General features: G+C 72.2%; 16 protein-coding genes. 9 read left to right on the plus strand and 7 right to left on the minus strand.

What is annotated here, in order from left to right:
* The first annotated feature begins 32 nt into the window (after window positions 1-32).
* Window positions 33-1,715 carry an energy-dependent translational throttle protein EttA gene (gene ettA, locus ASF35_RS07305; protein WP_055964887.1) on the plus strand — a complete coding sequence of 561 codons (1,683 nt, stop codon included), beginning with the start codon at window positions 33-35 and terminating at the stop codon, window positions 1,713-1,715.
* Window positions 1,716-1,822: 107 nt separating this feature from the next.
* Here ettA and ASF35_RS07310 read toward each other — a convergent pair whose 3' ends face one another.
* From ASF35_RS07310 to ASF35_RS07320, 3 genes are read right to left on the minus strand one after another with little or no spacing between them, the layout of a single operon-like run.
* On the minus strand, window positions 1,823-2,722 hold the full coding sequence (locus tag ASF35_RS07310) for a zinc ribbon domain-containing protein (RefSeq protein WP_055964889.1): 900 nt from the start codon (window positions 2,720-2,722) through the stop codon (window positions 1,823-1,825).
* Window positions 2,719-2,985 (minus strand): helix-turn-helix domain-containing protein, encoded by a 267-nt coding sequence (locus ASF35_RS07315; protein WP_055964893.1) that lies wholly within the window; start codon window positions 2,983-2,985, stop codon window positions 2,719-2,721. Before ASF35_RS07315 ends, ASF35_RS07310 begins: the two co-directional genes overlap by 4 nt.
* A 59-nt stretch (window positions 2,986-3,044) precedes the next feature.
* Window positions 3,045-3,521 carry a MarR family winged helix-turn-helix transcriptional regulator gene (locus tag ASF35_RS07320; RefSeq protein WP_055964897.1) on the minus strand — a complete coding sequence of 159 codons (477 nt, stop codon included), beginning with the start codon at window positions 3,519-3,521 and terminating at the stop codon, window positions 3,045-3,047.
* A 123-nt stretch (window positions 3,522-3,644) separates the two neighbouring features.
* Here ASF35_RS07320 and ASF35_RS07325 point away from each other — a divergent pair, with 123 nt between their 5' ends.
* Window positions 3,645-4,181 (plus strand): YceI family protein, encoded by a 537-nt coding sequence (locus ASF35_RS07325; RefSeq protein WP_055964900.1) that lies wholly within the window; start codon window positions 3,645-3,647, stop codon window positions 4,179-4,181.
* Window positions 4,182-4,232: 51 nt separating this feature from the next.
* Here ASF35_RS07325 and ASF35_RS07330 read toward each other — a convergent pair whose 3' ends face one another.
* Window positions 4,233-4,811, minus strand: coding sequence for a TetR/AcrR family transcriptional regulator (locus ASF35_RS07330; protein WP_156364705.1), 579 nt, complete (start codon window positions 4,809-4,811; stop codon window positions 4,233-4,235).
* A gap of 110 nt (window positions 4,812-4,921) precedes the next feature.
* On the opposite strand from ASF35_RS07330, the gene ASF35_RS07335 reads away from it, so the two are divergent.
* The 7 genes from ASF35_RS07335 to ASF35_RS07365 all read left to right on the plus strand — a co-directional run bounded on the left by ASF35_RS07335 (window position 4,922) and on the right by ASF35_RS07365 (window position 18,999).
* Window positions 4,922-6,067: an acyl-CoA dehydrogenase family protein gene (locus tag ASF35_RS07335; protein WP_055964903.1), complete on the plus strand. Its 1,146-nt coding sequence runs from the start codon at window positions 4,922-4,924 to the stop codon at window positions 6,065-6,067.
* A 72-nt stretch (window positions 6,068-6,139) separates the two neighbouring features.
* A complete protein-coding gene (locus tag ASF35_RS07340; RefSeq protein WP_055964906.1) occupies window positions 6,140-7,357 on the plus strand; it encodes an acetyl-CoA C-acetyltransferase in 1,218 nt (405 codons plus the stop codon).
* Complete coding sequence (locus ASF35_RS07345; RefSeq protein WP_055964909.1) at window positions 7,357-8,142, plus strand: SDR family oxidoreductase; 786 nt, start codon at window positions 7,357-7,359, stop codon at window positions 8,140-8,142. The genes ASF35_RS07340 and ASF35_RS07345 overlap by 1 nt, the downstream gene beginning before the upstream one ends.
* A 479-nt stretch (window positions 8,143-8,621) precedes the next feature.
* On the plus strand, window positions 8,622-17,756 hold the full coding sequence (locus tag ASF35_RS07350; RefSeq protein WP_055964910.1) for a type I polyketide synthase: 9,135 nt from the start codon (window positions 8,622-8,624) through the stop codon (window positions 17,754-17,756).
* 122 nt (window positions 17,757-17,878) lie between these two features.
* Window positions 17,879-18,301 (plus strand): holo-ACP synthase, encoded by a 423-nt coding sequence (locus ASF35_RS07355; RefSeq protein WP_055964913.1) that lies wholly within the window; start codon window positions 17,879-17,881, stop codon window positions 18,299-18,301.
* A 9-nt stretch (window positions 18,302-18,310) separates the two neighbouring features.
* Window positions 18,311-18,688 (plus strand): YidH family protein, encoded by a 378-nt coding sequence (locus ASF35_RS07360; protein WP_055964916.1) that lies wholly within the window; start codon window positions 18,311-18,313, stop codon window positions 18,686-18,688.
* Window positions 18,685-18,999, plus strand: coding sequence for a DUF202 domain-containing protein (locus ASF35_RS07365; protein WP_055964918.1), 315 nt, complete (start codon window positions 18,685-18,687; stop codon window positions 18,997-18,999). Before ASF35_RS07360 ends, ASF35_RS07365 begins: the two co-directional genes overlap by 4 nt.
* A 7-nt stretch (window positions 19,000-19,006) precedes the next feature.
* Here the strand turns inward: ASF35_RS07365 and ASF35_RS07370 are convergent, their stop codons facing one another.
* From ASF35_RS07370 to ASF35_RS07380, 3 genes are all read right to left on the minus strand, one after another.
* Window positions 19,007-19,630 carry a TetR/AcrR family transcriptional regulator gene (locus ASF35_RS07370; RefSeq protein ID WP_056553075.1) on the minus strand — a complete coding sequence of 208 codons (624 nt, stop codon included), beginning with the start codon at window positions 19,628-19,630 and terminating at the stop codon, window positions 19,007-19,009.
* Between the two features lie 108 nt (window positions 19,631-19,738).
* Entirely contained in the window at window positions 19,739-20,770 is a 1,032-nt protein-coding gene (locus ASF35_RS07375; RefSeq protein ID WP_055964921.1) for a phosphotransferase family protein, read from the minus strand.
* Between the two features lie 6 nt (window positions 20,771-20,776).
* On the minus strand, window positions 20,777-21,535 hold the full coding sequence (locus ASF35_RS07380; protein ID WP_055964923.1) for an SDR family oxidoreductase: 759 nt from the start codon (window positions 21,533-21,535) through the stop codon (window positions 20,777-20,779).
* Between the last annotated feature and the right edge of the window lie 23 nt (window positions 21,536-21,558).

Consider the following 21,558-nt stretch of genomic DNA (forward strand, 5'->3'; position numbering starts at 1 on the left):
CGGCAGGAACGTCTCGCTAGGCTGGGACGCCTATGGCTGACTACGTGCTCTCCCTCCGCAACGTCCGCAAGGCCCACGGCGACAAGGTCGTCCTCGACGACGTCACCCTCTCCTTCCTCCACGGCGCCAAGATCGGCGTCGTCGGCCCGAACGGCATGGGCAAGTCGTCGCTGCTCAAGCTGATGGCCGGGCTCGACCAGCCCAACAACGGCGACCTCGTGCGCGACCCCGACGCCACCGTCGGCATGCTGCAGCAGGAGCCGCCGCTCACCGACGGCAAGACCGTGCTCGAGAACGTCGAGGAGGCCGTCTCCGAGGTCAAGGGCAAGATGAAGCGCCTCGAGGAGGCGTACGCCGAGATGGGCGAGCCCGACGCCGACTACGACGCCCTCATGGCCGAGACCGGTGACCTGCAGACCTTCCTCGACAGCGTCAACGCCTGGGACCTCGACTCCCGGCTCGACCAGGCCATGGACGCGCTGCGCTGCCCGCCGCCGGACGAGCTGGTCGACCACCTGTCCGGTGGTGAGCGCCGCCGGGTGGCGCTGTGCAAGCTGCTGCTCCAGCAGCCCGACCTGCTGCTGCTCGACGAGCCCACCAACCACCTGGACGCCGAGTCCGTGCAGTGGCTCGAGGGTCACCTGAAGACCTACCCGGGCGCCGTCCTGGCCGTGACCCACGACCGCTACTTCCTCGACAACGTGGCCGAGTGGATCGCGGAGGTCGACCGCGGTCGCATCCACGGCTACGAGGGCAACTACTCCACCTACCTCGAGACCAAGAAGGACCGGCTCAAGGTCGAGGGGGCCAAGGACGCCAAGCGCGCCAAGATGCTCGAGAAGGAGCTGGAGTGGGTCCGCTCCAACGCGAAGGGACGCCAGGCCAAGAGCAAGGCCCGTCTGGCCCGCTACGAGGAGCTGGCCGCCGCCGCCGAGCGCGACCGCAAGATCGACACCAGCGAGATCAACATCCCCGCCGGCCCCCGACTGGGTGACGTGGTGCTGGACGCCAAGAACCTGACCAAGGGCTTCGAGGGCCGGACGCTCTGGGACGACATCAGCTTCTCGCTGCCGCGCGCCGGCATCGTCGGCGTCGTCGGGCCCAACGGCGTCGGCAAGACCACCTTGTTCCGCATGATCACCGGCCACGAGCAGCCCGACTCCGGCTCGCTCGACGTCGGCCAGACGGTCAAGATCTCCTACGCCGACCAGACCCGCGGCAGCATCGCGGCCGACAAGAACGTGTGGGAGGTCGTCTCCGAGGGACTCGACTTCATCAAGGTCGCGAACTTCGAGATGAACAGCCGCGCCTACGTGGCCTCGTTCGGCTTCAAGGGTGCCGACCAGCAGAAGAAGGCCGGGGTGCTCTCCGGTGGTGAGCGCAACCGGCTGAACCTCGCGCTCACCCTCAAGCAGGGCGGCAACCTCCTGCTGCTCGACGAGCCGACCAACGACCTGGACGTCGAGACGCTGTCGTCGCTGGAGGACGCGCTGCTTGACTTCCCCGGCTGCGCCGTGGTCACGTCGCACGACCGGTGGTTCCTCGACCGCATCGCCACCCACATCCTGGCCTGGGAGGGCACGGAGGACGAGCCCGGACGCTGGTTCTGGTTCGAGGGCAACTTCGCCTCCTACGAGGAGAACAAGATCGAGCGCCTCGGCGAGGAGGCGGCACGCCCGCACCGCGTCACGCACCGTCGCCTCACGCGCGACTGACCGCACCCTCACGCAGCGGCCCCGTCACCTCGCGGTGACGGGGCCGCTCGTGCGTCGAGCCACGGTGCTGCGGCGCGCACAGGACTTCGACGCCTGACCGGGTCGCGTCAGTCGTGGCCGCAGACGGCGCAGTGCGGCGAGCCGACCCGACGAGGGCTGGAGCAGGCGCCGCACTCGCCGACGACCTCGCGGCCGCACCCCTCGCAGTGCGGGCCGTCGCCCCTGACCGGGAAGCCGCAGAACGGGCACTCGCCCTTGCGCACCCGGCTGCGGGGCACGCGGCGGGCGAGGTACCGCTGCAGGGCGACGAACGCGACGACGGTCGCGCCGGCACCGAGCACCGACAGCACCAGCGGTCCGAGCTCGAGGACGTCGATGTAGTCGGTGATGTAGTCGCCGGCGAACCAGACGGCGGTGAGGGTGGAGGCAGCGACCGCCGAGAGCCCGAGCGTGAGGTAGCGGGACTCGCGGGCGCGCTGCACGGTGATGAGGCGCAGGGACCCGCCGACGAGCGCCCCGACGAACAGCAGGCGCAGCAGGGCGACGATCCAGTAGCGGCCGTCCTTGCCGCGGGCGCGGTCGTCGTAGGTCTCGCGTGCGTCGTCGGCGGCCTGCTGCGCGGCGTCGGCTCGACTGCGTGCCGTCGTGGCCTCGGCACGAGCCTCCGCGTACTCGGTCTGCGCCTCCTCGAACGTCTCGGACAGCGACTCGGTGGGCTGGTCCTGCTCGATCGCGAGGCTGAGGTTCTCCCGCGCGAGCTCGAGGTCGGTCAGGGCCGTGTCCCGCTCCTCCTCGGCCCGCCAGGCCCGGTCCTCGGCGGTCTCGGCGGCGTCGATCGAGCGCTGCTCGGCGGCGGTGTACTCCCAGGCGCGGGACCCGCCGACCCAGTCGTCGATCTTGACGTAGAACCAGCCGGAGCCGATCAGCAGGAAGACGACCAGGACGACGGCGAGCACCCGCTCGCTCCTGGTCGAGGCGATGTCCTCGGTGTCGACGCGTGTGCTCATGGTGTCTCCTCGGTCGATCGGGCGCGTGCTGGTCGGGTGCGGGCGCGGAAGGTGACCTCGAGCGTGCAGTCGAGGGCCTCGGCGACCGCAGCGAGCGTGTCGAGCTTCGGTGGCCGGGTGGCCGACTCGAACCGGGCGATGGCCGACTGGGTGGTGCCGCAGAGGTCGGCGAGCTCACGCTGCGACAGCCCGAGCTCCGTCCGCCGCGCGACGACCTGTGCCACGACGCCCGCGTAGAGCGCCTCGTCCCGGATGTCCTTCACGACACCGAGACTATTGCACGCGTGCTATGGGTGTCCATAGCACGCGTGCAATGTCTCGACTAGAAGCGACGACCCTCCAGGCCGTCACGGACGGCCTCGAACACGCGGCCCACGGCCTCGAGGTCCTCGCGGCTGCAGCGCGAGACCAGATACTCGTGGACGCCGCGCACGTGGGTGTGGGCAGCCTGGCCGAGGACCTCGTAGCCGTGGTCGGTGAGCACGGCGCTCACGCCGCGCCCGTCGGTGCAGCTGGCCGTGCGTCGCACGATGCCGTCCCGCTCGAGCCGGGCGATGGTGTGGGTGATGCGGCTGCGCGAGTGCGACACGGCCGCGGCGAGCTCGGCCATGCGGATCGAGCGGTCGTCGGCCTCGGAGAGGCGCACGAGGATCTCGTACTCGGCCATGGAGAGGTCGTGGGCGGCGCGGAGGTCGCGGTCGAGCTGGTCGATCAGGACGGTCGTGCCACCCATGTAGGAGCGCCACCACTGCTGCTGGTCCGCGTCGAGCCACGGGGTGTCGGTGGGCGCTGTGGTCATGGGCACATCCTAGTGCGGGAGGGATCCCGGTGGAGAGGGTTGATTGAGTCTTCAACTATATGCTACCGTCTCGAACGTTGAAGGTTCAACCACGAACCTCACTCCCCATCTTCAGGAGACACCATGAGCACCATCACCACCGGTACGTGGAACCTCGACCCCACGCACACCGAGATCGGCTTCGCCGTCCGCCACATCATGAGCAAGGTGCGCGGCAAGTTCGAGACCTTCGAGGGCACCCTCGTGACCGCCGACCCGGTCACGGACTCCACCGTCACCGTCGAGGTCGACCTCTCCTCGATCAACACGGGCACCGCGGACCGCGACGCTCACCTGCGCTCCAGCGACTTCTTCGACACCGAGGCGCACCCGAAGATGACGTTCACGACGAACGGCGTCGTGCAGAAGTCCGACGAGACCTTCGTCGTGCAGGGCGACCTGACGATCAAGGGCGTCACCAAGCCGCTCGAGCTGAACGTCGACTTCCTCGGCGAGGGCGGCGACCCGTGGGGCGGCACCCGCGTCGGCGTCGAGGCCACCGGCGAGATCAGCCGCAAGGAGTTCGGCATCGACTTCAACATCCCGCTCGAGGGTGACAAGGTCATGATCGGCGACAAGATCACGCTGACGATCAACGCGGAGGCCGTGCTCCAGGCCTGAGCCTCGCACCTGCCCGCGCCCGACGGCGCTCACCCCTCGGGGTGGGCGCCGTCAGTCGTCGTGGGACAGGACCATGCGGAGGGCGAGCCGCGCGTGCAGCTCGGCGACGTCGGCGGGCGTCTGCGGCCCGGTGGGGGAGAACCAGCGCACCAGGTCGATGCTGAGGCTCAGGATGGCGCGCGCCGTGCCCACCAGGTCGTCCACGGCGAAGTCGCCCGAGGCCACGCCGGCCTCGAGCACCTGCTGCAGGCTGCGCTCGATCGCGCGGCGCAGCGCGGCGACCTCGGCGCGGTGCTCGGGGGTCAGTGCGTCGAACTCGTACTGGACGATCCGGCCGACCCGGCTGTGCGAGGCGTGCCAGGCGCTGAAGTCGTGCACGAGCCGTCGCAGGCGCTCCGGTGGCGTGGCGGCGGGATCGTCGCCGGACTCCACCACGTGGAGCGCCGAGCGGTGCCCGTCGATGCTGACCGTGAAGAGCAGGCTCTCCTTGGTGTCGTGGTGCACGTACACCGCTGCCGGGCTCATGCCGGCGCGTGCTGCGATGTCGCGGGTCGTGGTCGCCGTGAAGCCCTTCTCGGCGAAGGCCTCGACGGCGGCCTCGAGCAGACGCTCGCGTGCCGTGGCTGTCATCACAGGTCCCTTTCGTCGGTTGACAGCATGGCCCATGCCGGGCACGCTAAGCAAGCGCTTACCTACCCGCGCGTAGTGAACCAGGCCCGCACCCGAGCACGAGGGACCCGATGGACCGCACCGTCTACACCGCTGACCACGACGACTTCCGCGACACCTGCGCGACGTTCCTGGCGAAGAAGGTCGCGCCGAACATCGAGCAGTACATCGAGGACAAGGCCATCCCGCGCGACTTCTGGCTCGCCGCGGGTGAGATGGGTCTCCTGGGCCTGGAGATCCCCGACGAGTTCGGCGGCTCCGGCGCGGAGGACTTCCGCTTCAACGCCGTCTGGGCCGAGGAGCTGAGCAAGGTCAGTGCCGCCCTGGCGTCGTGCGTGGGCATCCACTCCGACATCACCGCCCCCTACATCGTGGAGCTGGGCACCCAGGAGCAGAAGGAGCGCTGGCTCCCCAAGATCGCCACGGGCGAGTGCCTCCTGGCCATCGGCATGACCGAGCCGGGCGGCGGCTCCGACCTCGCCGCGCTCAAGACCACCGCCGTGCGAGACGGCGACGAGTGGGTCATCAACGGCTCCAAGACCTTCATCACGAACGGCTACAGCGCCGACCTGGTGGTCACCGCCGTGCGAACCTCGCCCGAGAAGGGCGCCAAGGGCATCACCCTGTTCGCCATCGAGGCCGGCGACGAGGGCTTCAGCCGCGGCCGCAAGCTCGACAAGGTCGGCCAGACCGAGTCCGACACCGCCGAGCTGTTCTTCGAGAACGTCCGCGTGGGCGACGACCGCATCATCGGCGAGATCGACCGCGGCTTCATCCACATGATGCAGAAGCTCCCGCAGGAGCGACTCAGCTGCGCCATCTCCAACGTCGCGCACGCCAAGCAGATCCTGCTCGAGACCATCCAGTACGCGAAGGACCGCAAGGCCTTCGGCCAGTCCATCGGCGCGTTCCAGTGGAACAAGTTCCTCATCGCCGAGCTGGTCACGAAGGTCGAGGTGGCCGAGGCCTACCTCGACCAGGCCGTCGCCGCGCACGCCGAGGGTCGGTTCACGGCCGTCGACGCCGCCAAGGCCAAGTGGTACACGTCGGACCTGCAGAACTCCGTCCTCGACCACTGCGTCCAGATCCACGGCGGGTACGGGTTCATGAACGAGTACCGCGTCGCCCGTGCCTGGCGCGACGCTCGCGTGACCCGCATCTGGGCCGGCTCGAACGAGATCATGAAGGAGCTCATCGGCCGCGACCTCGGGTTCTGAGCCGACCGTCCCTGAGCCCGTAGAGGGCCGCACCACCCCGCCGCACGACTCCCACCACCGGAAGGCAGCACCATGACCGAAGCCGTCATCGTCTCGACCGCCCGCTCGCCCATCGGGCGCGCCGTCAAGGGCTCGCTCAAGGACATGCGTCCGGACGACCTCACCGTGCAGATGGTGCAGGCCGCGCTGGAGAAGGTCCCCGGGCTCGACCCGAAGGACATCACCGACCTGCACCTGGGCGTGGGCCAGCCGGCCGGCGAGGCGGGGCACAACCTTGCGCGCGCCGTGGCCGTGCTCTCGGGCATGGACCACCTGCCCGGCGTGACCGTGAACCGCTACTGCTCGTCGTCGCTGCAGACCACCCGCATGGCGTTCCACGCCATCAAGGCCGGCGAGGGTGACGCCTACATCTCCGCCGGCGTGGAGACGGTGAGCCGCTTCCAGAACGGATTCTCCGACCTGCCGGGCTCGGAGAACCCGCGGTTCGCCGACGCGATCGCCCGCACCGCCAAGCGTGCCGAAGGTGGTGCCGACACCTGGACCGACCCGCGGGAGAGCGGCGAGCTGCCCGACCTCTACATCGCGATGGGCCAGACGGCCGAGAACGTCGCCCAGCACCTGGGCATGAGCCGCGAGGAGCAGGACGAGTTCGGCGTGCGCAGCCAGAACCTCGCCGAGGCCGCGATCGAGTCCGGCTTCTGGGCCAAGGACATCACCCCGGTCACGCTGCCCGACGGCACCGTCGTCTCCAAGGACGACGGACCCCGCGCGGGCGTGACGATGGAGGCGGTCAGCCAGCTCAAGCCGGTCTTCCGTCCTGACGGGACCGTGACCGCAGGCAACGCGTGCCCGCTCAACGACGGTGCCGCCGCCGTGGTGATCATGAGCGACGAGAAGGCCAAGGCCCTCGGCCTCACGCCGCTCGCACGCATCGTCTCGACCGCGGTCACCGGCCTCTCGCCGGAGATCATGGGCCTCGGTCCGGTGGAGGCCATCCCGGCCGCCCTGCGCAACGCCGGCATGGGCATCGACGACATCGACCTGTACGAGATCAACGAGGCCTTCGCGGTGCAATCGTGGGGCTCGGCCAAGGTCCTCGGCATCCCGATGGACAAGCTGAACGTCAACGGCGGCGCGATCGCCGTGGGCCACCCGTTCGGCATGACCGGCGCACGCATCACGAGCACCCTGATCAACTCGCTGCAGTGGCACGACAAGCAGTTCGGCGTCGAGTCGATGTGCGTCGGCGGCGGCATGGGCATGGCCATGGTCATCGAGCGGCTCTCCTGATGGGGCGCTTCGACGGCAAGGTCGCGATCGTCACCGGCGCCAGCCGGGGCATCGGTCTCGGCATCGCGCAGCGGCTCGTCGACGACGGCGCCCAGGTGCTCATCACGGCGCGCAAGCCCGACGCGCTCGCCGAGGCTGCCGCGACGCTCGGAGACATCGGCGGGGGTGCCGGGCCGCGGGCGGCGGATGGTCCGCGCGCTGTCTTCGTGGCGGGCTCCGGTGACGACGCCGGCCACCAGGAGGAGGCGGTGCGGACCGCGATCGAGACCTTCGGGCGCCTCGACTTCCTGGTCAACAACACCGGCATCAACCCCGTGTACGGCCGGATGATCGACATCGACCTCGAGGCCGCGGCGAAGATCTTCGCCGTCAACGTCCTCTCCGCCGTCGCGTGGGCGCAGCAGGCGTACGGCCAGTGGATGGGTGAGCACGGCGGCGCGATCGTCAACGTCGCGTCCGTGGCCGGCCTCAAGCCGGCGCCCATGATCGGCATGTACGGCGCCTCCAAGGCCGCGCTCATCCACGTGACCGAGGAGCTGGCGGTCGAGCTGGGCCCCGACATCCGCGTCAACGCGGTCGCCCCGGCCGTGGTCAAGACGAAGTTCGCCAAGGCGCTCTACGAGGGTCGCGAGGACGAGGTCTCCGCGCCGTACCCGCTCAAGCGCCTCGGGCTGCCCGAGGACATCGCCGGCGTCGTGGGCTTCCTGCTCTCCGAGGACGCCGCCTGGCTCACCGGCCAGACCATCACCGCCGACGGTGGACTGCTCCTGGGTGGCGGGGTCTGACCTCGGCTTCCTCGATCGACCCCGTGGCTGCTTCGGCGGCTGCGGGGTCGTTCGTCTTCCACCCCGCGACTGCGTCGCTCTCGGCCGGCGTCGACCTGCGGGTGCGCTGCTCCGGCCGGGTCTCGGCTCGGCCTCCGAAAGGCCTCGACCGGACAGAGGGGTGCGGCGCGGCCGAACCTGCGGGCACACCCGATGACCCGGTTCCCGCGTACCCATCGGTGTCTCAGCAACCGCAGCGCGCGATCTGCGGTTGAGGATCCACCGATGGTGGGCTCGGAAGCCGGGTCGAGCGCGCTGGGGGCCGTCCGGTCGAGGCTCTTTCGGAGAGCACGCAGGGTCGGAGTGGAGGCAGCGCAGCCGCAGGCAGACGGACGTGTGACCAACAGAACATGAGGAAACCCTCGGAATAAACTTGAGGTTCCTCTCACGTTTTGCGACGATGGTGCTTCCACCCATCTGCCGCAGCGAGGTAATTCGACGTGACCACCACCCCCACGACGCCGACGACCACGAGCACCGCCACCACCGGAGGCCGCCGCGAGGCGCTGGTCGACCGTCTGCGGGGTGGGCAGCGCTACGCCGTCGTCGCCGGGGGACAGGGCGAGGCCTGGCTCGACGCGCTCGCCACCCTGGTCCGCGACTTCGCGCTGGAGGCGGACCTGACGTCCGTCGTCGATCGCGCCGAGCGCACCCTCGAGCCGGTGGCCGGTGAGCTCCTGCGCACCGGGGCCACGGTCACGCCGCTCGCGTGGGTCGACGCCCTGGCCGTCGGTGAGTCCGCCGAGGACGACGAGGCGCCCAGCCTTCCCTCGGCCGTCGACCAGCAGGTCCCGGCCGTGTCCGTCCCCGGCATCCTGCTCACCCAGCTCGCCGGGCTGGCGGCCCTGCGCCGCCAGGGACTCGACGTCACCGCGACCCCGCCGGTCGCGTCCGCCGGGCACTCGCAGGGTTCCCTCGCGCTGGAGGCGTTGGCAGGCGCCGACCCGGCCGAGCTCTACGCGTACGCCCGTCTGGCCGGTGCGGCAGCCCACGTCGTGGGTCGCCGCCGCGGCCTGCTCGGAGCCACGATGCTCAGCGTCACGGGGGAGAGCCCCGCGCGCGTGGCGGAGGCGCTCTCGACGCTCCCCGCCTCGGCCGACGTGGTCACGCACCTGCGCAACGGACGTCGTTCCGTGGTGCTGTCGGGTCCTGAGGAGGGTCTGCGCCGTGCCGTGACGCTCATGGACGAGGTGGCCGCCGCCCAGAAGGACGAGCGTGCACGCAAGGTCACCGGAGGCGCGGCGTTCAAGCCCGTCGTCGAGCCCGTGGCCGCGCAGCTCGCCTTCCACCACCCTGCGCTCTCCGAGGCCGCCGACCTCGCCGCCACCTGGGCGGCCACCTGCGGACTCGACCCCGAGCAGGCTCGCACGCTCACGCGGCGTGCCGTCGTCGAGCCGGTCGACTGGGTCGCCGAGGTCGAGCGCGTGCTCGACGCCGGTGCCGAGTGGCTGCTCGACGTCGGTCCCGGCGACCTGGCCGCGCGCCTGAGCGCCGCCGAGGCGAAGGTCCGGGGCGCCGGCGTGGTCTCCGTCGCCACGCGCCGCGGCCACCGCGAGCTGACGGTGCCCGGCGCGGCTCCCCGTCGCAGCCGTCCTTGGTCGTCCTACGCCCCCACCGCCGCCACGCTGCCCGACGGCAGCCTGCGCGTCGAGACCGCGTTCACGCGTCTGACCGGTCGCTCGCCCGTGCTGCTGGCCGGCATGACGCCCACGACCGTCGACGCCGCCATCGTGGCCGCGGCCGCGAACGCCGGCTACTGGGCCGAGCTCGCCGGCGGCGGCCAGGTGAGCGAGCAGATCTTCACCGAGCGGATGGCCGAGCTCGACGACCTCCTCGACGAGGGCCGCACGTTCCAGTTCAACTCCCTCTTCCTCGACCCCTACCTGTGGAAGCTGCAGCTCGGTGGTCAGCGTCTGGTGCAGAAGGCCCGGGCCGCCGGGTCGCCCATCGACTCCGTGATCGTCACCGCCGGCATCCCCGAGCTCGACGAGGCCGTCGCGCTCGTCGCGGAGCTGGCCGAGGTCGGCATCGAGTACGTCGTGTTCAAGCCGGGCACCGTGGCGCAGATCCGCCAGGTGCTCGCCATCGCCGACAAGGTCGCGCCTCGCTCGATCATCGTGCAGATCGAGGGCGGCAAGGCCGGCGGTCACCACTCGTGGGAGGACCTCGACGACCTGCTCGTCGCCACCTACGCCCAGCTCCGCGCCCACGACAACGTGGTCGTCTGCGTCGGCGGCGGCATCGGCACCCCCGAGGTGGCTGCGGCCTACCTGACCGGTGAGTGGGCCCGTGCCCACGGCCACCCCGTCATGCCGCTCGACGGCGTGCTCGTCGGCACCGCGGCGATGGCGACCCTCGAGGCCACCACCTCGCCCGCGGTCAAGCAGCTCCTCGTCGACACTCCCGGGACGCCCGCGTGGGTCGGGGCGGGTGCGGCTGACGGGGGCATGTCCTCGGGCCGCAGCCAGCTCGGCGCCGACATCCATGAGATCGACAACACCGCGTCGCGCACCGGACGGCTGCTCGACGAGGTCGCCGGCGACGCCGACGCCGTCGCAGCCCGCCGCGACGAGATCGTCGAGGCCCTCGACCGCACCGCCAAGCCGTACTTCGGCGACGTCGCGACCATGACGTACGGTGCGTGGCTCGACCGCTTCGCCGCGCTCACCACCGATCATGCGGCACCCAACGGACACGACGACGAGGGCGGCTCCGCCTGGCTCGACGTGACCCTGCGCGACCGCTTCCACGCGATGCTGCAGCGCGCCGAGGCGCGCCTGGTCGACGTCGACCACGGCCCCGTCGCCACCCTGTTCGCCACGCCCGCCGACGTGGAGGACGCCACCGGCGCGCTCGCCGCGCTGCGCGAGGCCCACCCGGCCGCCGACGACGTCGTGCTGCACCCGGCCGACGTCCCGTTCTTCGTGCAGGTGTGCCGTCGTCCGGGCAAGCCCGTGCCGTTCGTGCCCGTGGTCGACGCCGACGTGCGCCGCTGGTGGCGCTCGGACTCCCTGTGGCAGGCCCACGACCCGCGCTTCGCCGCCGACGAGGTCTGCGTCATCCCCGGCACCGTCTCGGTCGCGGGCATCACCCGCGTGGACGAGCCGGTGGCCGACCTGCTGAGCCGCTTCGAGGACGCCGCGGTCGACGCGGTGCTCGCCTCGGGTGCCGCACCGCTCGAGGTCGTCGGCCTGCGCCGCGCCGACGGCGCCACTGGCGCCGTGTCCCTCGTGCTCGCCTCGCCCGACGCCGTGTGGGCCGGGCGCGCCGTGCGCAACCCGGTGCACCGCCTCGGGACCCCGGCCTCGTCGTCGACGGGCTGGGTCAGCGTCGCCCCCGAGCGCGCCGAGCACCCCGAGACGGGTGCCGTCCTGACCGGATCGGGCCACGCCGCCGAGCTCGTCGTGCCGCTGGACCGTGGCGGCCGGACGCTCACGCTCACCTTCGACGTCACCGACGGCGTGGCCACCGGTGGCGCGCCCGTGATCTCCACGAGCACCGCCGCCGCCGCGATGCTCGACCTCCTCACCGCCGCCGCGGGCGGCTCGCTCCCGTCGGTCTCCGAGGGAGCCGCGACGCTCAGTGCTCCGTGGAGCGACGACCTCGCTGCCGACCACGCCGGTGTCACCGCCGGCGAGACCGCCGCGTTCGTGCCCGACGCACTCGTGGGCCTCGCCTGGCCTGCCGTCTTCGCCGTCATCGGCGCCAGCCGTACCGAGGCGGGCGACCCCGTCGTCGAGGGCATGCTCGACCTGGTGCACCTCGACCACGCGATCGACGTGACCCGCACGCCGGTCGACGGCACCGAGCTCACCCTCCGCGCCGCCGTCCGCTCCGTTCGCGCCACCGACCTCGGTCGTGTCGTCACGGTCGACGTCACCGCCACGGACGCCGACGGCACCGTGGCCACGCTGGTCGAGCGCTTCTGCGTGCGGGGCCGTCCCGGCTCGGCCGACGCCGGCGAGCCCGTCCGTGCGGGTGGCCGTCTGGGCGACGCCGAGGTGCACCCGACGCCGCGCCGCACCCGCGCCGAGGGCACGGTGGTCACCCCCACCGACCTGCGCGCGTTCGCCTCCGTCTCGGGCGACCACAACCCCATCCACACGAGCGTGGCCGCAGCCCGTCTGGCGGGTCTCGGCGAGCCGATCGCCCACGGCATGTGGCTGTCCGCCGCCGCGCAGCGCGTGGTGGCCGACGCCACGGGTCGCACGCTGCTCGGCTGGACCACCCGCTGGCTCAGCCCCCTGGCCCCCGGTGCGGCCGTCTCGGTGAAGGCCGAGCGCACCGCCCTGGTCGACGGCGACGAGGTCGTCGAGGTCACCTGCCGCGCCGGTGGTGAGCTCGTCATGGCCGCCACGGCCCGGGTGGCCGCACCGCGCACGGCCTACGCCTTCCCCGGTCAGGGCATCCAGCACCCGGGCATGGGCATGGCCGGCTACCAGCGGTCCAAGGCCGCCCGCGCCGTGTGGGACCGTGCCGACGCGCACACCCGCAGCGCGCTCGGCTTCTCGATCCTCACGGTCGTGCGCGACAACCCGACCGTGCTCGTCGCCCACGGCACCACCCACAAGCACCCCGACGGCGTGCTGTTCCTGACCCAGTTCACGCAGGTGGCCATGGCGGTGCTCGGCGCCGCCCAGATGGCCGAGCTGCGCGAGTCCGGCGCGTTCGTCGAGGGCTCCGTGCTGGCCGGTCACTCGGTCGGTGAGTACAACGCACTCGCGGCCGTGTCGGGTGTCATCCCGCTCGAGGCCGTCGTGGAGGTCGTGTTCCAGCGCGGCTCCGTCATGCACACGCTCGTCCCCCGCGACGAGCACGGCCGCAGCGACTACCGCCTGGCCGCCATCCGTCCGTCGCAGATCGGCCTGGCCGACGACGAGGTCACCGCCTACGTCGACGGCGTCGCCGAGCGCAGCGGGCAGTTCCTGCAGATCGTCAACTACAACCTGCGCGGCTCGCAGTACGCCATCGCCGGCACCGTGCGCGGTCTCGAGGTCCTCGAGGAGGACATCGCCGAGCGTCGCGCACGCTTCGGTGGCAAGGCCGCCTTCATCCTGGTGCCCGGCATCGACGTGCCGTTCCACTCCCGCGTGCTGCACGGCGGCGTCCCGGACTTCCGGGCCCGCCTGGAGGAGCTGCTGCCGGCCGAGATCGATCCGACGATCCTCGAGGGTCGGTACGTGCCGAACCTCGTGCCGCGGCCGTTCTCGCTCGGCCAGGGCTTCGTGCAGGAGATCGCCGATCTCGTCGGTGAGTCCCCGTTGGACGCCGTGCTGTCCGACTTCGACACCTGGGCCGCCCGCCCGCAGGCGCTGTGCCGCACGCTGCTCGTCGAGCTCCTGGCCTGGCAGTTCGCCAGCCCGGTGCGCTGGATCGAGACGCAGGACCTGATGTTCGCGTCGGTCGAGAACGGTGGCCTCGGGGTCGAGCGCTTCGTCGAGATCGGCGTGGGCCAGTCGCCCACCGTCGCCAACCTCGCGTCGTCCACGATCAAGCTCCCGGCCGTCCAGTCGACGCTCGGCGAGCGTGGCGTGGAGGTCGTGAACGTCGAGCGGGACGCCGCCGCGGTGTTCGCGACCGACGAGGACCCCGCGCCCGTCGAGGACGACGTCGCGGACGAGGCGCCCGCCGCCGAGTCCGCCGCGACGACGGCCGCCCCGGCGCCCGCCGCGGCCCCGGTGTCCTCCGGCGGTCCGCGTCCGGCCGACCTCGGCTTCGACGCCGCCGACGGCACCCGCACGCTGATCGCCTGGTGGACCAAGCTGCGCCCCGAGCAGATCGGTGCTGCCGACTCCATCGAGTCGCTCTGCGACGGTGCGTCGTCGCGCCGCAACCAGCTGCTGGTCGACCTCGGCGGCGAGCTGTCGCTCGGCGCCATCGACGGTGCCGCCGACGCCGACGTGCCGACGCTGTCGGCCCAGGTGAAGGGGCTGGCCCGCAGCTACAAGCCGTTCGGCCCCGTGCTCACCGCGACCTTCGCCGACCACCTGAAGAAGGTGCTCGGCCCCACGGGTCGCAAGCAGTCCGCTGTCGCCGACCGCGTGACCGACGTGTGGCAGCTCGGCCCCGGCTGGGCGAGCCACGTGGTGGCCGAGCTGGCCATGTCGACGCGCGACGGCGCCAGCGTGCGCGGGGGAGACCTCGCCACGATCGCCGTGCCGTCCAACGGCGCCGAGGTCGACGCGGCCGTCGACGCCGCCGTGCAGGCCGTGGCAGCGCGCCACGGCGTCAGCGTGGACCTGCCGTCCGCCGGTGGCTCCGACGCCACGGTCGACGCCGCCGCCCTCGCCGAGATCACGGGCGAGATCACCGGACCCGACGGCGTGCTCGCCAGCACCGCCCGTCACCTGCTCGCTCAGCTGGGCCTCGCCGACGCAGCGCCCAGCACCGAGACCGACGAGGACGCGCAGCGCGTGCTCGACCGCGTCGAGGCCGAGCTCGGCTCCGACTGGGTCGACGCCGTCGCCCCCGCGTTCGACGAGCGCCGCGCGGTGCTGGTCGACGACCGTTGGGCCAGCGCCCGTGAGGATCTCGCGCGCATCGCGCTGGGCCAGACCGCGCCCGGCGGGGGTTCCGGGCCGTGGGCGGAGAAGGAGATCGACCTGACCGGCAGCGGCGAGGTCGTGGCGTCGCAGGCCCGCTGGTGGGCCGGACGCACCGACGACGCCGCGCTGAGGGCCCGCCTCGAGCAGATCGCCGAGGCCGCCCTCGACACCACGCCCGGCACCTGGAGTGACGACGTCGCCGTCGTCACCGGCGCCAGCCGAGGCTCGATCGCCGCTTCGGTCGTCGGTGAGCTCCTCGCCGGTGGCGCCACGGTCGTGGCCACCACGTCGAGCCTCGACAGCCGCAAGGTCGGGTTCTACCGCGAGCTCTACCGGACGCACGCCCGTGCCGGTGCCCGCCTCTGGGTGGTCCCGGCCAACATGGCCTCGTTCGCCGACGTCGACGCGCTCTCGTCGTGGATCGTCACCGAGCAGGCCCGCACGGTCGGCAGCACCAAGACCGTGACCAAGCCGGCCCTCGTCCCCACGCTGCTCGTGCCGTTCGCGGCCGGGCGCGTGACGGGCGACCTGTCCGACGCAGGCAGCCGCACCGAGGTCGAGGCCCGCATCCTGCTGTGGTCGGTGGAGCGCCTCGTCGGTGCCCTCGCCACCACGGGCCGCGACCACGACCTGGCGTCCCGCCTGCACGTGCTGCTGCCGGGCTCGCCCAACCGCGGCATGTTCGGCGGCGACGGCGCGTACGGCGAGGCCAAGGCCGCGCTCGACGCCGTCGTCACCAAGTGGGGCGCGGAGAAGAGCTGGTCGGACCGCGTGACGCTGACCCACGCCATCATCGGCTGGGTCCGGGGCACGGGCCTCATGGGCGGCAACGACCCGCTGGTGCAGGCCGTCGAGTCCGCGGGGGTCCGCACGTGGAGCCCCGACGAGATGGCCGACGCGCTGCTCACCCAGGGCTGCACGACCGCGCTGCGCGAGCAGGCGTCCGTCGCCCCGGTCGAGCTGGACCTGACCGGCGGACTGGGCGAGGCCGATCTCGACCTGCGCGCGCTGGCCGAGGGCGTGGAGCGCCCGACGGTCGAGGAGGACGACGAGACGCCCACCGTGGCGGCCCTCGCACCGTCGCCGGCGCAGCTGCCCGACGCCGCCACCCCGGCGTGGGGCGAGGTCACCGCGCGCCCCGAGGACATGGTCGTCATCGTCGGCACCGGCGAGCTGGGCCCGTACGGCTCGGCCCGCACGCGCTTCGAGATGGAGGTGCACGACGAGCTGTCCGCGGCCGGCGTGCTCGAGCTGGCCTGGAACACCGGCCTGATCACGTGGGACGATGTCAACCAGGGCTGGTACGACGTCGAGTCGAACGAGCCGGTCGACGAGGCCGACGTGCACGAGCGGTACCACGACGCCGTGGTCGCACGGTGCGGCATCCGCACCTACGGCGACGACGGCTCGATGGTCGACAACACGGCGCCGCTGCTCACGTCGGTGTACCTCGACGACGACCTGACGTTCTCGGTCGGCAGCGAGTCCGAGGCCCGGGCCATGGTGGCCGCCGATCCCGAGCGCACCAGCATCACGTCGTCGCCCGACGGCGAGTGGACCGTCACCCGCAAGGCCGGCACCGAGATCCGCGTGCCGCGCCGCATGGAGCTGAGCCGCACCATCGGCGGCCAGATCCCGACCGGCTTCGACCCCTCCGCCTGGGGCGTCCCGGCGGAGATGCTGGAGTCCATCGACCGCGTCGCGATCTGGAACCTCGTGTGCACCGTCGACGCGTTCCTCTCGAGCGGCTTCACGCCGGCCGAGCTGATGCGCTGGGTGCACCCGGCGTTCGTCGCCAACACGCAGGGCACCGGCATGGGCGGCATGGCCTCCATGCACGCGCTGTACATCAACACCCTGCTGGGGGAGAACAACCCCAACGACATCCTGCAGGAGGCGCTGCCCAACGTCATCGCCGCGCACGTCGTGCAGTCGTACGTCGGCAGCTACGGCGCGATGATCCACCCGGTCGCCGCGTGCGCCACCACGGCGGTCTCCGTCGAGGAGGGCGTCGACAAGATCAAGGTCGGCAAGGCCGAGTTCGTGGTGGCCGGTGGCTTCGACGACCTGAGCACCGAGGGCATCATCGGCTTCGCGGACATGTCCGCGACGGCGGACTCGGGTGCGATGCTCGCCAAGGGCATCGACCCGCGTCGGGTGAGCCGGGCCAACGACCGTCGTCGCGGCGGGTTCGTGGAGTCCCAGGGCGGCGGCACGCTGCTGCTGGCCCGCGGTGACGTCGCGGCCCGCATGGGCCTGCCGGTCCACGGCGTGGTCGCCTACGCCGGGTCGTTCGCGGACGGCGTGCACACGTCGATCCCGGCGCCCGGGATCGGTGCCCTGGCCGCGGCCATCGGGGGGCGCGAGTCGCAGCTGGCCCGCTCGCTGACGGTGCTCGGCCTCGACGCCGACGACATCGGTGTCGTGAGCAAGCACGACACGTCGACCGACGCGAACGACCCGAACGAGTCCGAGCTGCACGAGCGGCTCGCGGCGGCGATCGGTCGCAGCGCCGGCAACCCGCTGTTCGTGGTGTCGCAGAAGACGCTCACCGGCCACGCGAAGGGTGGTGCCGCGGCGTTCCAGCTGATTGGTCTCACCCAGGTGCTGGCCGGCGGGATGCTGCCGCCGAACCGCAGCCTCGACTGCGTCGACGACGTGCTCGCCGAGCACGAGCACCTGGTCTGGCTGCGCGAGCCGCTCGCTGGTGCGACGCTCAAGGCCGGCCTGGTCACGAGCCTCGGCTTCGGCCACGTGGCGGGGCTCATCGCCCTGGCGCACCCGGAGGCGTTCGTGCAGGCGCTGCCCGAGGCCGAGCGCGAGGACTACCTCGCACGGTCGCGCGAGCGGGTCGTGGCCGGCCGGATGCGCCTGGCGCAGGTGATGGTCGGCGCGGCCACCGCGTACGAGCGTCCCGCGGGACGTCGGCTCGGCAAGGAGGGCGTGCGGGGCCGGGAGGCGTCGGTGCTGCTCGACGCGCAGGCGCGTCTGGGCGACGACGACGTGTACGTCGCCACGGCCTGCTCGTGACCCCCGGCGGGGGTGCCGGGCCGCGGGCGGCGGACGGCGCTGGCGGGGGTGCCGGGCCGCGGGCGGCAGACGGCGCCGGCGGGGGTGCCGGCGCGCCGTCTCCCGGGACGGTCGAGGGGACCGTGCTGGGAGTCGGCGTCGACCTGGTCCACGTGCCGTCGTTCGTCGACCAGCTCGCCCTCCCCGGCACACGCTTCGCCGGGGTGTTCACCCCGGGGGAGCGGCGCGACGCGGCCGAGCGCGCGGCGCAGGTCGGTCGTGGGCAGCACGGTGGTGGCGAGGGTCGCCACCTCGCGGCGCGCTGGGCGGCCAAGGAGGCCTTCGTGAAGGCCTGGTCGGCCTCGATCTTCGGCGAGCCGCCGGTCATGGGCGACGAGGTGCTGGGGCTCGTCGAGGTGGTGTGCGACGCGTGGGGCCGCCCCCGTCTGCGTCTGCACGGGGAGGTCGCGGAGCACCTGCCCGGTGTGGAGGCGCACGTGAGCCTCAGCCACGACGGTGACCACGCCCTCGCCTACGTCGTGCTGGCGGAGGGTGCGCGTCGCTAGGGTCGTCCCATGACCACCGAGGACCGTGGCGACCGTCGTTGGCCACGCAGCGTGTACGGCGTCGGCGAGGAGCCCGATCCGCGTTTCTCGCTCGCGAACGAGCGCACGTTCCTCGCCTGGATCCGCACCTCGCTGGCCCTGCTGGCCGGGGCGGTGGCCGTGCACGTGCTCGATCTCGAGCTGCCCGACCTCGTGGTGGCCCTGACGTCGACCGGGCTCGCGATCGCCGGTGCGCTGTGCGCCGCGCATGCCTGGCGGAGCTGGGCGCGTACCGAGCGCGCGGTGCGCCAAGGTCGGCCGCTGCCCTCCAACGGGGTCGGACTCCTGCTCGTCGGCGCGGTGGTCGTGGCCTGCGTCGTCCTGGTCGTGCTGGCGGTGCCCGGGTGAGTCCTCCGCGGGCGGTTCCGCAGGAGCGGACCTGGCTCGCCTGGCGCCGCACGGCCGCGTCGTGCGTGGTCCTGGGCCTGCTGGTGGCACGGGTCGCCTGGATCGAGGGGACGGCCGTGACCGTGGTCTCGGCCGTGCTCGTGCTCGCGATGGTCGGGTGGGTCGGCGCTCTGGTGCTCCGGGGTCGAGGAACGTCGTCGAGCGGCGGCGAGGTGTCGATCGAGCTCGTCGGCGACGGCCGGGTGCCGGCGAGCGTGGCCGCGCTGGCGTTCGCGGTCGCGGCGGTCGTGGTGCTGCTGGCCTGGTCCTGAGCCGCGCTCAGCGGGCGTCGGGCTCCGACGACAGCAGGTACGCGGCGAGCAGACGCTTGAGCTCGATGACCGCCTCGGCGTGGCTCTGGCCGTCGCGCACCGAGAAGTTGAGCATCGAGTAGCTGACGTGGAGGAGCACCTCGGCCATGATCCGGCGACGTTCGCGCGGGGTTCCGGGCGTCAGGGGGGCGAGGAAGCGGGCCACGGCGGCAGCGAGCTCGCGCTCGGTGACGGCGGCGGTCGCCCGGGTGGCCGGGGTCGACTGCACGGCGAGCCACACGGCCCGCCGCGACGGGTCGTCGGCCCACAGCCGGGCCACGTGGTCGATCATCCGGTCGAGGAAGCGCAACCAGTCCAGCGACGGGATCATCTCCGAGAAGCTGGTCAGCTCCTCGTGCACGGCCACGGCGTCCTGCCGGTCGAGCTCGCACACGATCACGTACTTGTTCGCGAAGTACTGGTAGAGGGTCCCGGTGGGGAGCCCGGCCCGCTGCGAGACCTCCTCGCAGGTGAACGACTCGAAGCCGACGTCGAGCAGGAGGTCGCGCGACGTGCGCAGCAGCAGCTCGAACTTCGCCCGGCTGCGGTCCTGCGTCGGGCGACGTCGGGGTTCGAGGATCTCCGCGGTCACGCGGCCCACCCTAGGGGACGGGCGCCGTCCGGCACGCCACTTCGGGCCTCGACCTACTGGTGGGTCACCTCACGGGGACGACCGACCGGTCGCCGCTCCGCGAGGGGGTCAGGCGCGCAGGCCGGCCTGGATGAGCGGCTCGATCAGGTCGCCGATGCCGTCGAAGCCCGCACCGAGCGTCTGTCCGTGCGCGTGTCGGTAGTGGATCCCCTCGAGGATCACGGCCAGCTTGAAGAACGCGAGCGCTAGGTGGAAGTCGATGTCGGAGACGTCGCGTCCGGACCGTTCGGCGTACCGGCGCAGCACCTCCTCGCGTGGGAGGTAGCCCGGCGCCTTCGCGGCATCGGTGACCATGGCGGCGCCCGGGCCGTCGGCCGCGCTCTCGGCGAGCTGCTGGTAGGCCAGCAGGATCGCGACGTCGGTGAGCGGGTCGCCCAGCGTGCTCATCTCCCAGTCGAGGACGGCCGTCAGGCGGTCGCCACCCTCGGGGCCGGTGTCGACGAGCACGTTGTCGAGGCGGTAGTCGCCGTGCACGATCGTGCCCTCGCTGGTCTGCGGGATCGACGAGTCGAGCCGGGCGATGAGGTCGTCCATGCCGGGCAGGTCGCGACTGCGGGAGGCGTCGAGCTGCTTCTTCCAGCGACGGACCTGCCGCTCCAGGTAGCCGTCGGGTCGACCGAAGTCGCCGAGTCCGACGTCGTCGGGGGAGACGGCGTGCAGGTCGGCGAGGACGTCGACCATCCGCCCGGTGATGGTGCGGGTGCGCTCCTCGCCGATCTCGACCAGCTGGGCGGCGCGGGCGAAGGGTGTGCCGACGACCCGCTCCATCACGTAGAACGGCGCGCCGATGACCGTGTCGTCCTGGCAGAGGCCGTAGGTCGCGGGGACCGGCACGGCGGTGCCCGCCAGCGCGTCGATGACCCGGTGCTCCCGCGTCATGTCGTGCGCCGTGGCAAGCACGTGCCCGAGGGGCGGGCGACGCACGACGACGTCGCGCTCACCGTCGGAGACGGCGTACGTCAGGTTCGACTTGCCGCCGGTGATGAGCGTCGCCTCGAGCGGTCCGGCGAGCAGGCCGGGGGCCTGGTCGTCGAGCCAGCGTCGGAGCGCGTCGAGGTCGAGCCCCTCGGGTCCGGTCACGTGCGATCAGTCCTTCGGTCCGCCGGCGACGTAGATGACCTGGCCCGAGACGAACCCGGCACCCTCGCTCACGAGGAACGAGGCGGTGTGGGCGATGTCGTCGGGCTGGCCCACGCGCTGGACGGGGATCTGCTCGGCGCTGAACTTGATGAAGTCGTCGAACGGGACGCCGATGCGCTCGGCGGTGGCCGCGGTCATGTCGGTCTGGATGAAGCCGGGGGCGATCGCGTTGGCGGTGACGCCGAACTTGCCCAGCTCGATGGCGAGGGTCTTGGTGTAGCCCTGGAGGCCGGCCTTGGCGGCGGAGTAGTTGGCCTGGCCGCGGTTGCCGAGCGCCGAGGTGCTCGAGAGGTTCACGATGCGGCCGAACTTCGCCTCGACCATGTGCTTCTGGGCGGCCTTGACCGTGTTGAAGGAGCCGCGCAGGTGCACCGCCATGACGGCGTCCCAGTCGTCGACGGTCATCTTGAACAGCAGGTTGTCGCGGATGATGCCGGCGTTGTTGACGACCACCGTCGGTCCGCCGAGCTCGGCGGCGATGCGCTCGACCGCGGCGTCCACGGCGGCGGCGTCGGAGACGTCGGCGCCGACGGCGATGGCGGACCCGCCCGCGGCGGTGATGGCGTCGACGGTGCCGGCGCAGGCTCCCTCGTCGAGGTCGACGACGGCGACGGCGAGGCCGTCGGCGGCCAGGCGCTGGGCCACGGCGGCGCCGATGCCCTGGGCGGCTCCGGTGACGAGGGCGGTGCGGCGGTTCTCGCTCATGCAGATTCTCCTGAGGTAAGCGC

It is taken from the genome of Aeromicrobium sp. Leaf291, from assembly GCF_001423365.1.
GTDB lineage: Bacteria > Actinomycetota > Actinomycetes > Propionibacteriales > Nocardioidaceae > Aeromicrobium.

Coding starts and splice junctions, on each gene's coding strand:
- ASF35_RS07360 (WP_055964916.1), top strand. CDS start 18,311: ATGACCACCGAGGACCGTGGCGACCGTCGTTGGCCACGCAGCGTGTAC.
- ASF35_RS07325 (WP_055964900.1), top strand. CDS start 3,645: ATGAGCACCATCACCACCGGTACGTGGAACCTCGACCCCACGCACACC.
- ettA (WP_055964887.1), top strand. CDS start 33: ATGGCTGACTACGTGCTCTCCCTCCGCAACGTCCGCAAGGCCCACGGC.
- ASF35_RS07320 (WP_055964897.1), bottom strand. CDS start 3,521: ATGACCACAGCGCCCACCGACACCCCGTGGCTCGACGCGGACCAGCAG.
- ASF35_RS07330 (WP_156364705.1), bottom strand. CDS start 4,811: ATGACAGCCACGGCACGCGAGCGTCTGCTCGAGGCCGCCGTCGAGGCC.
- ASF35_RS07345 (WP_055964909.1), top strand. CDS start 7,357: ATGGGGCGCTTCGACGGCAAGGTCGCGATCGTCACCGGCGCCAGCCGG.
- ASF35_RS07380 (WP_055964923.1), bottom strand. CDS start 21,535: ATGAGCGAGAACCGCCGCACCGCCCTCGTCACCGGAGCCGCCCAGGGC.
- ASF35_RS07310 (WP_055964889.1), bottom strand. CDS start 2,722: ATGAGCACACGCGTCGACACCGAGGACATCGCCTCGACCAGGAGCGAG.
- ASF35_RS07335 (WP_055964903.1), top strand. CDS start 4,922: ATGGACCGCACCGTCTACACCGCTGACCACGACGACTTCCGCGACACC.
- ASF35_RS07340 (WP_055964906.1), top strand. CDS start 6,140: ATGACCGAAGCCGTCATCGTCTCGACCGCCCGCTCGCCCATCGGGCGC.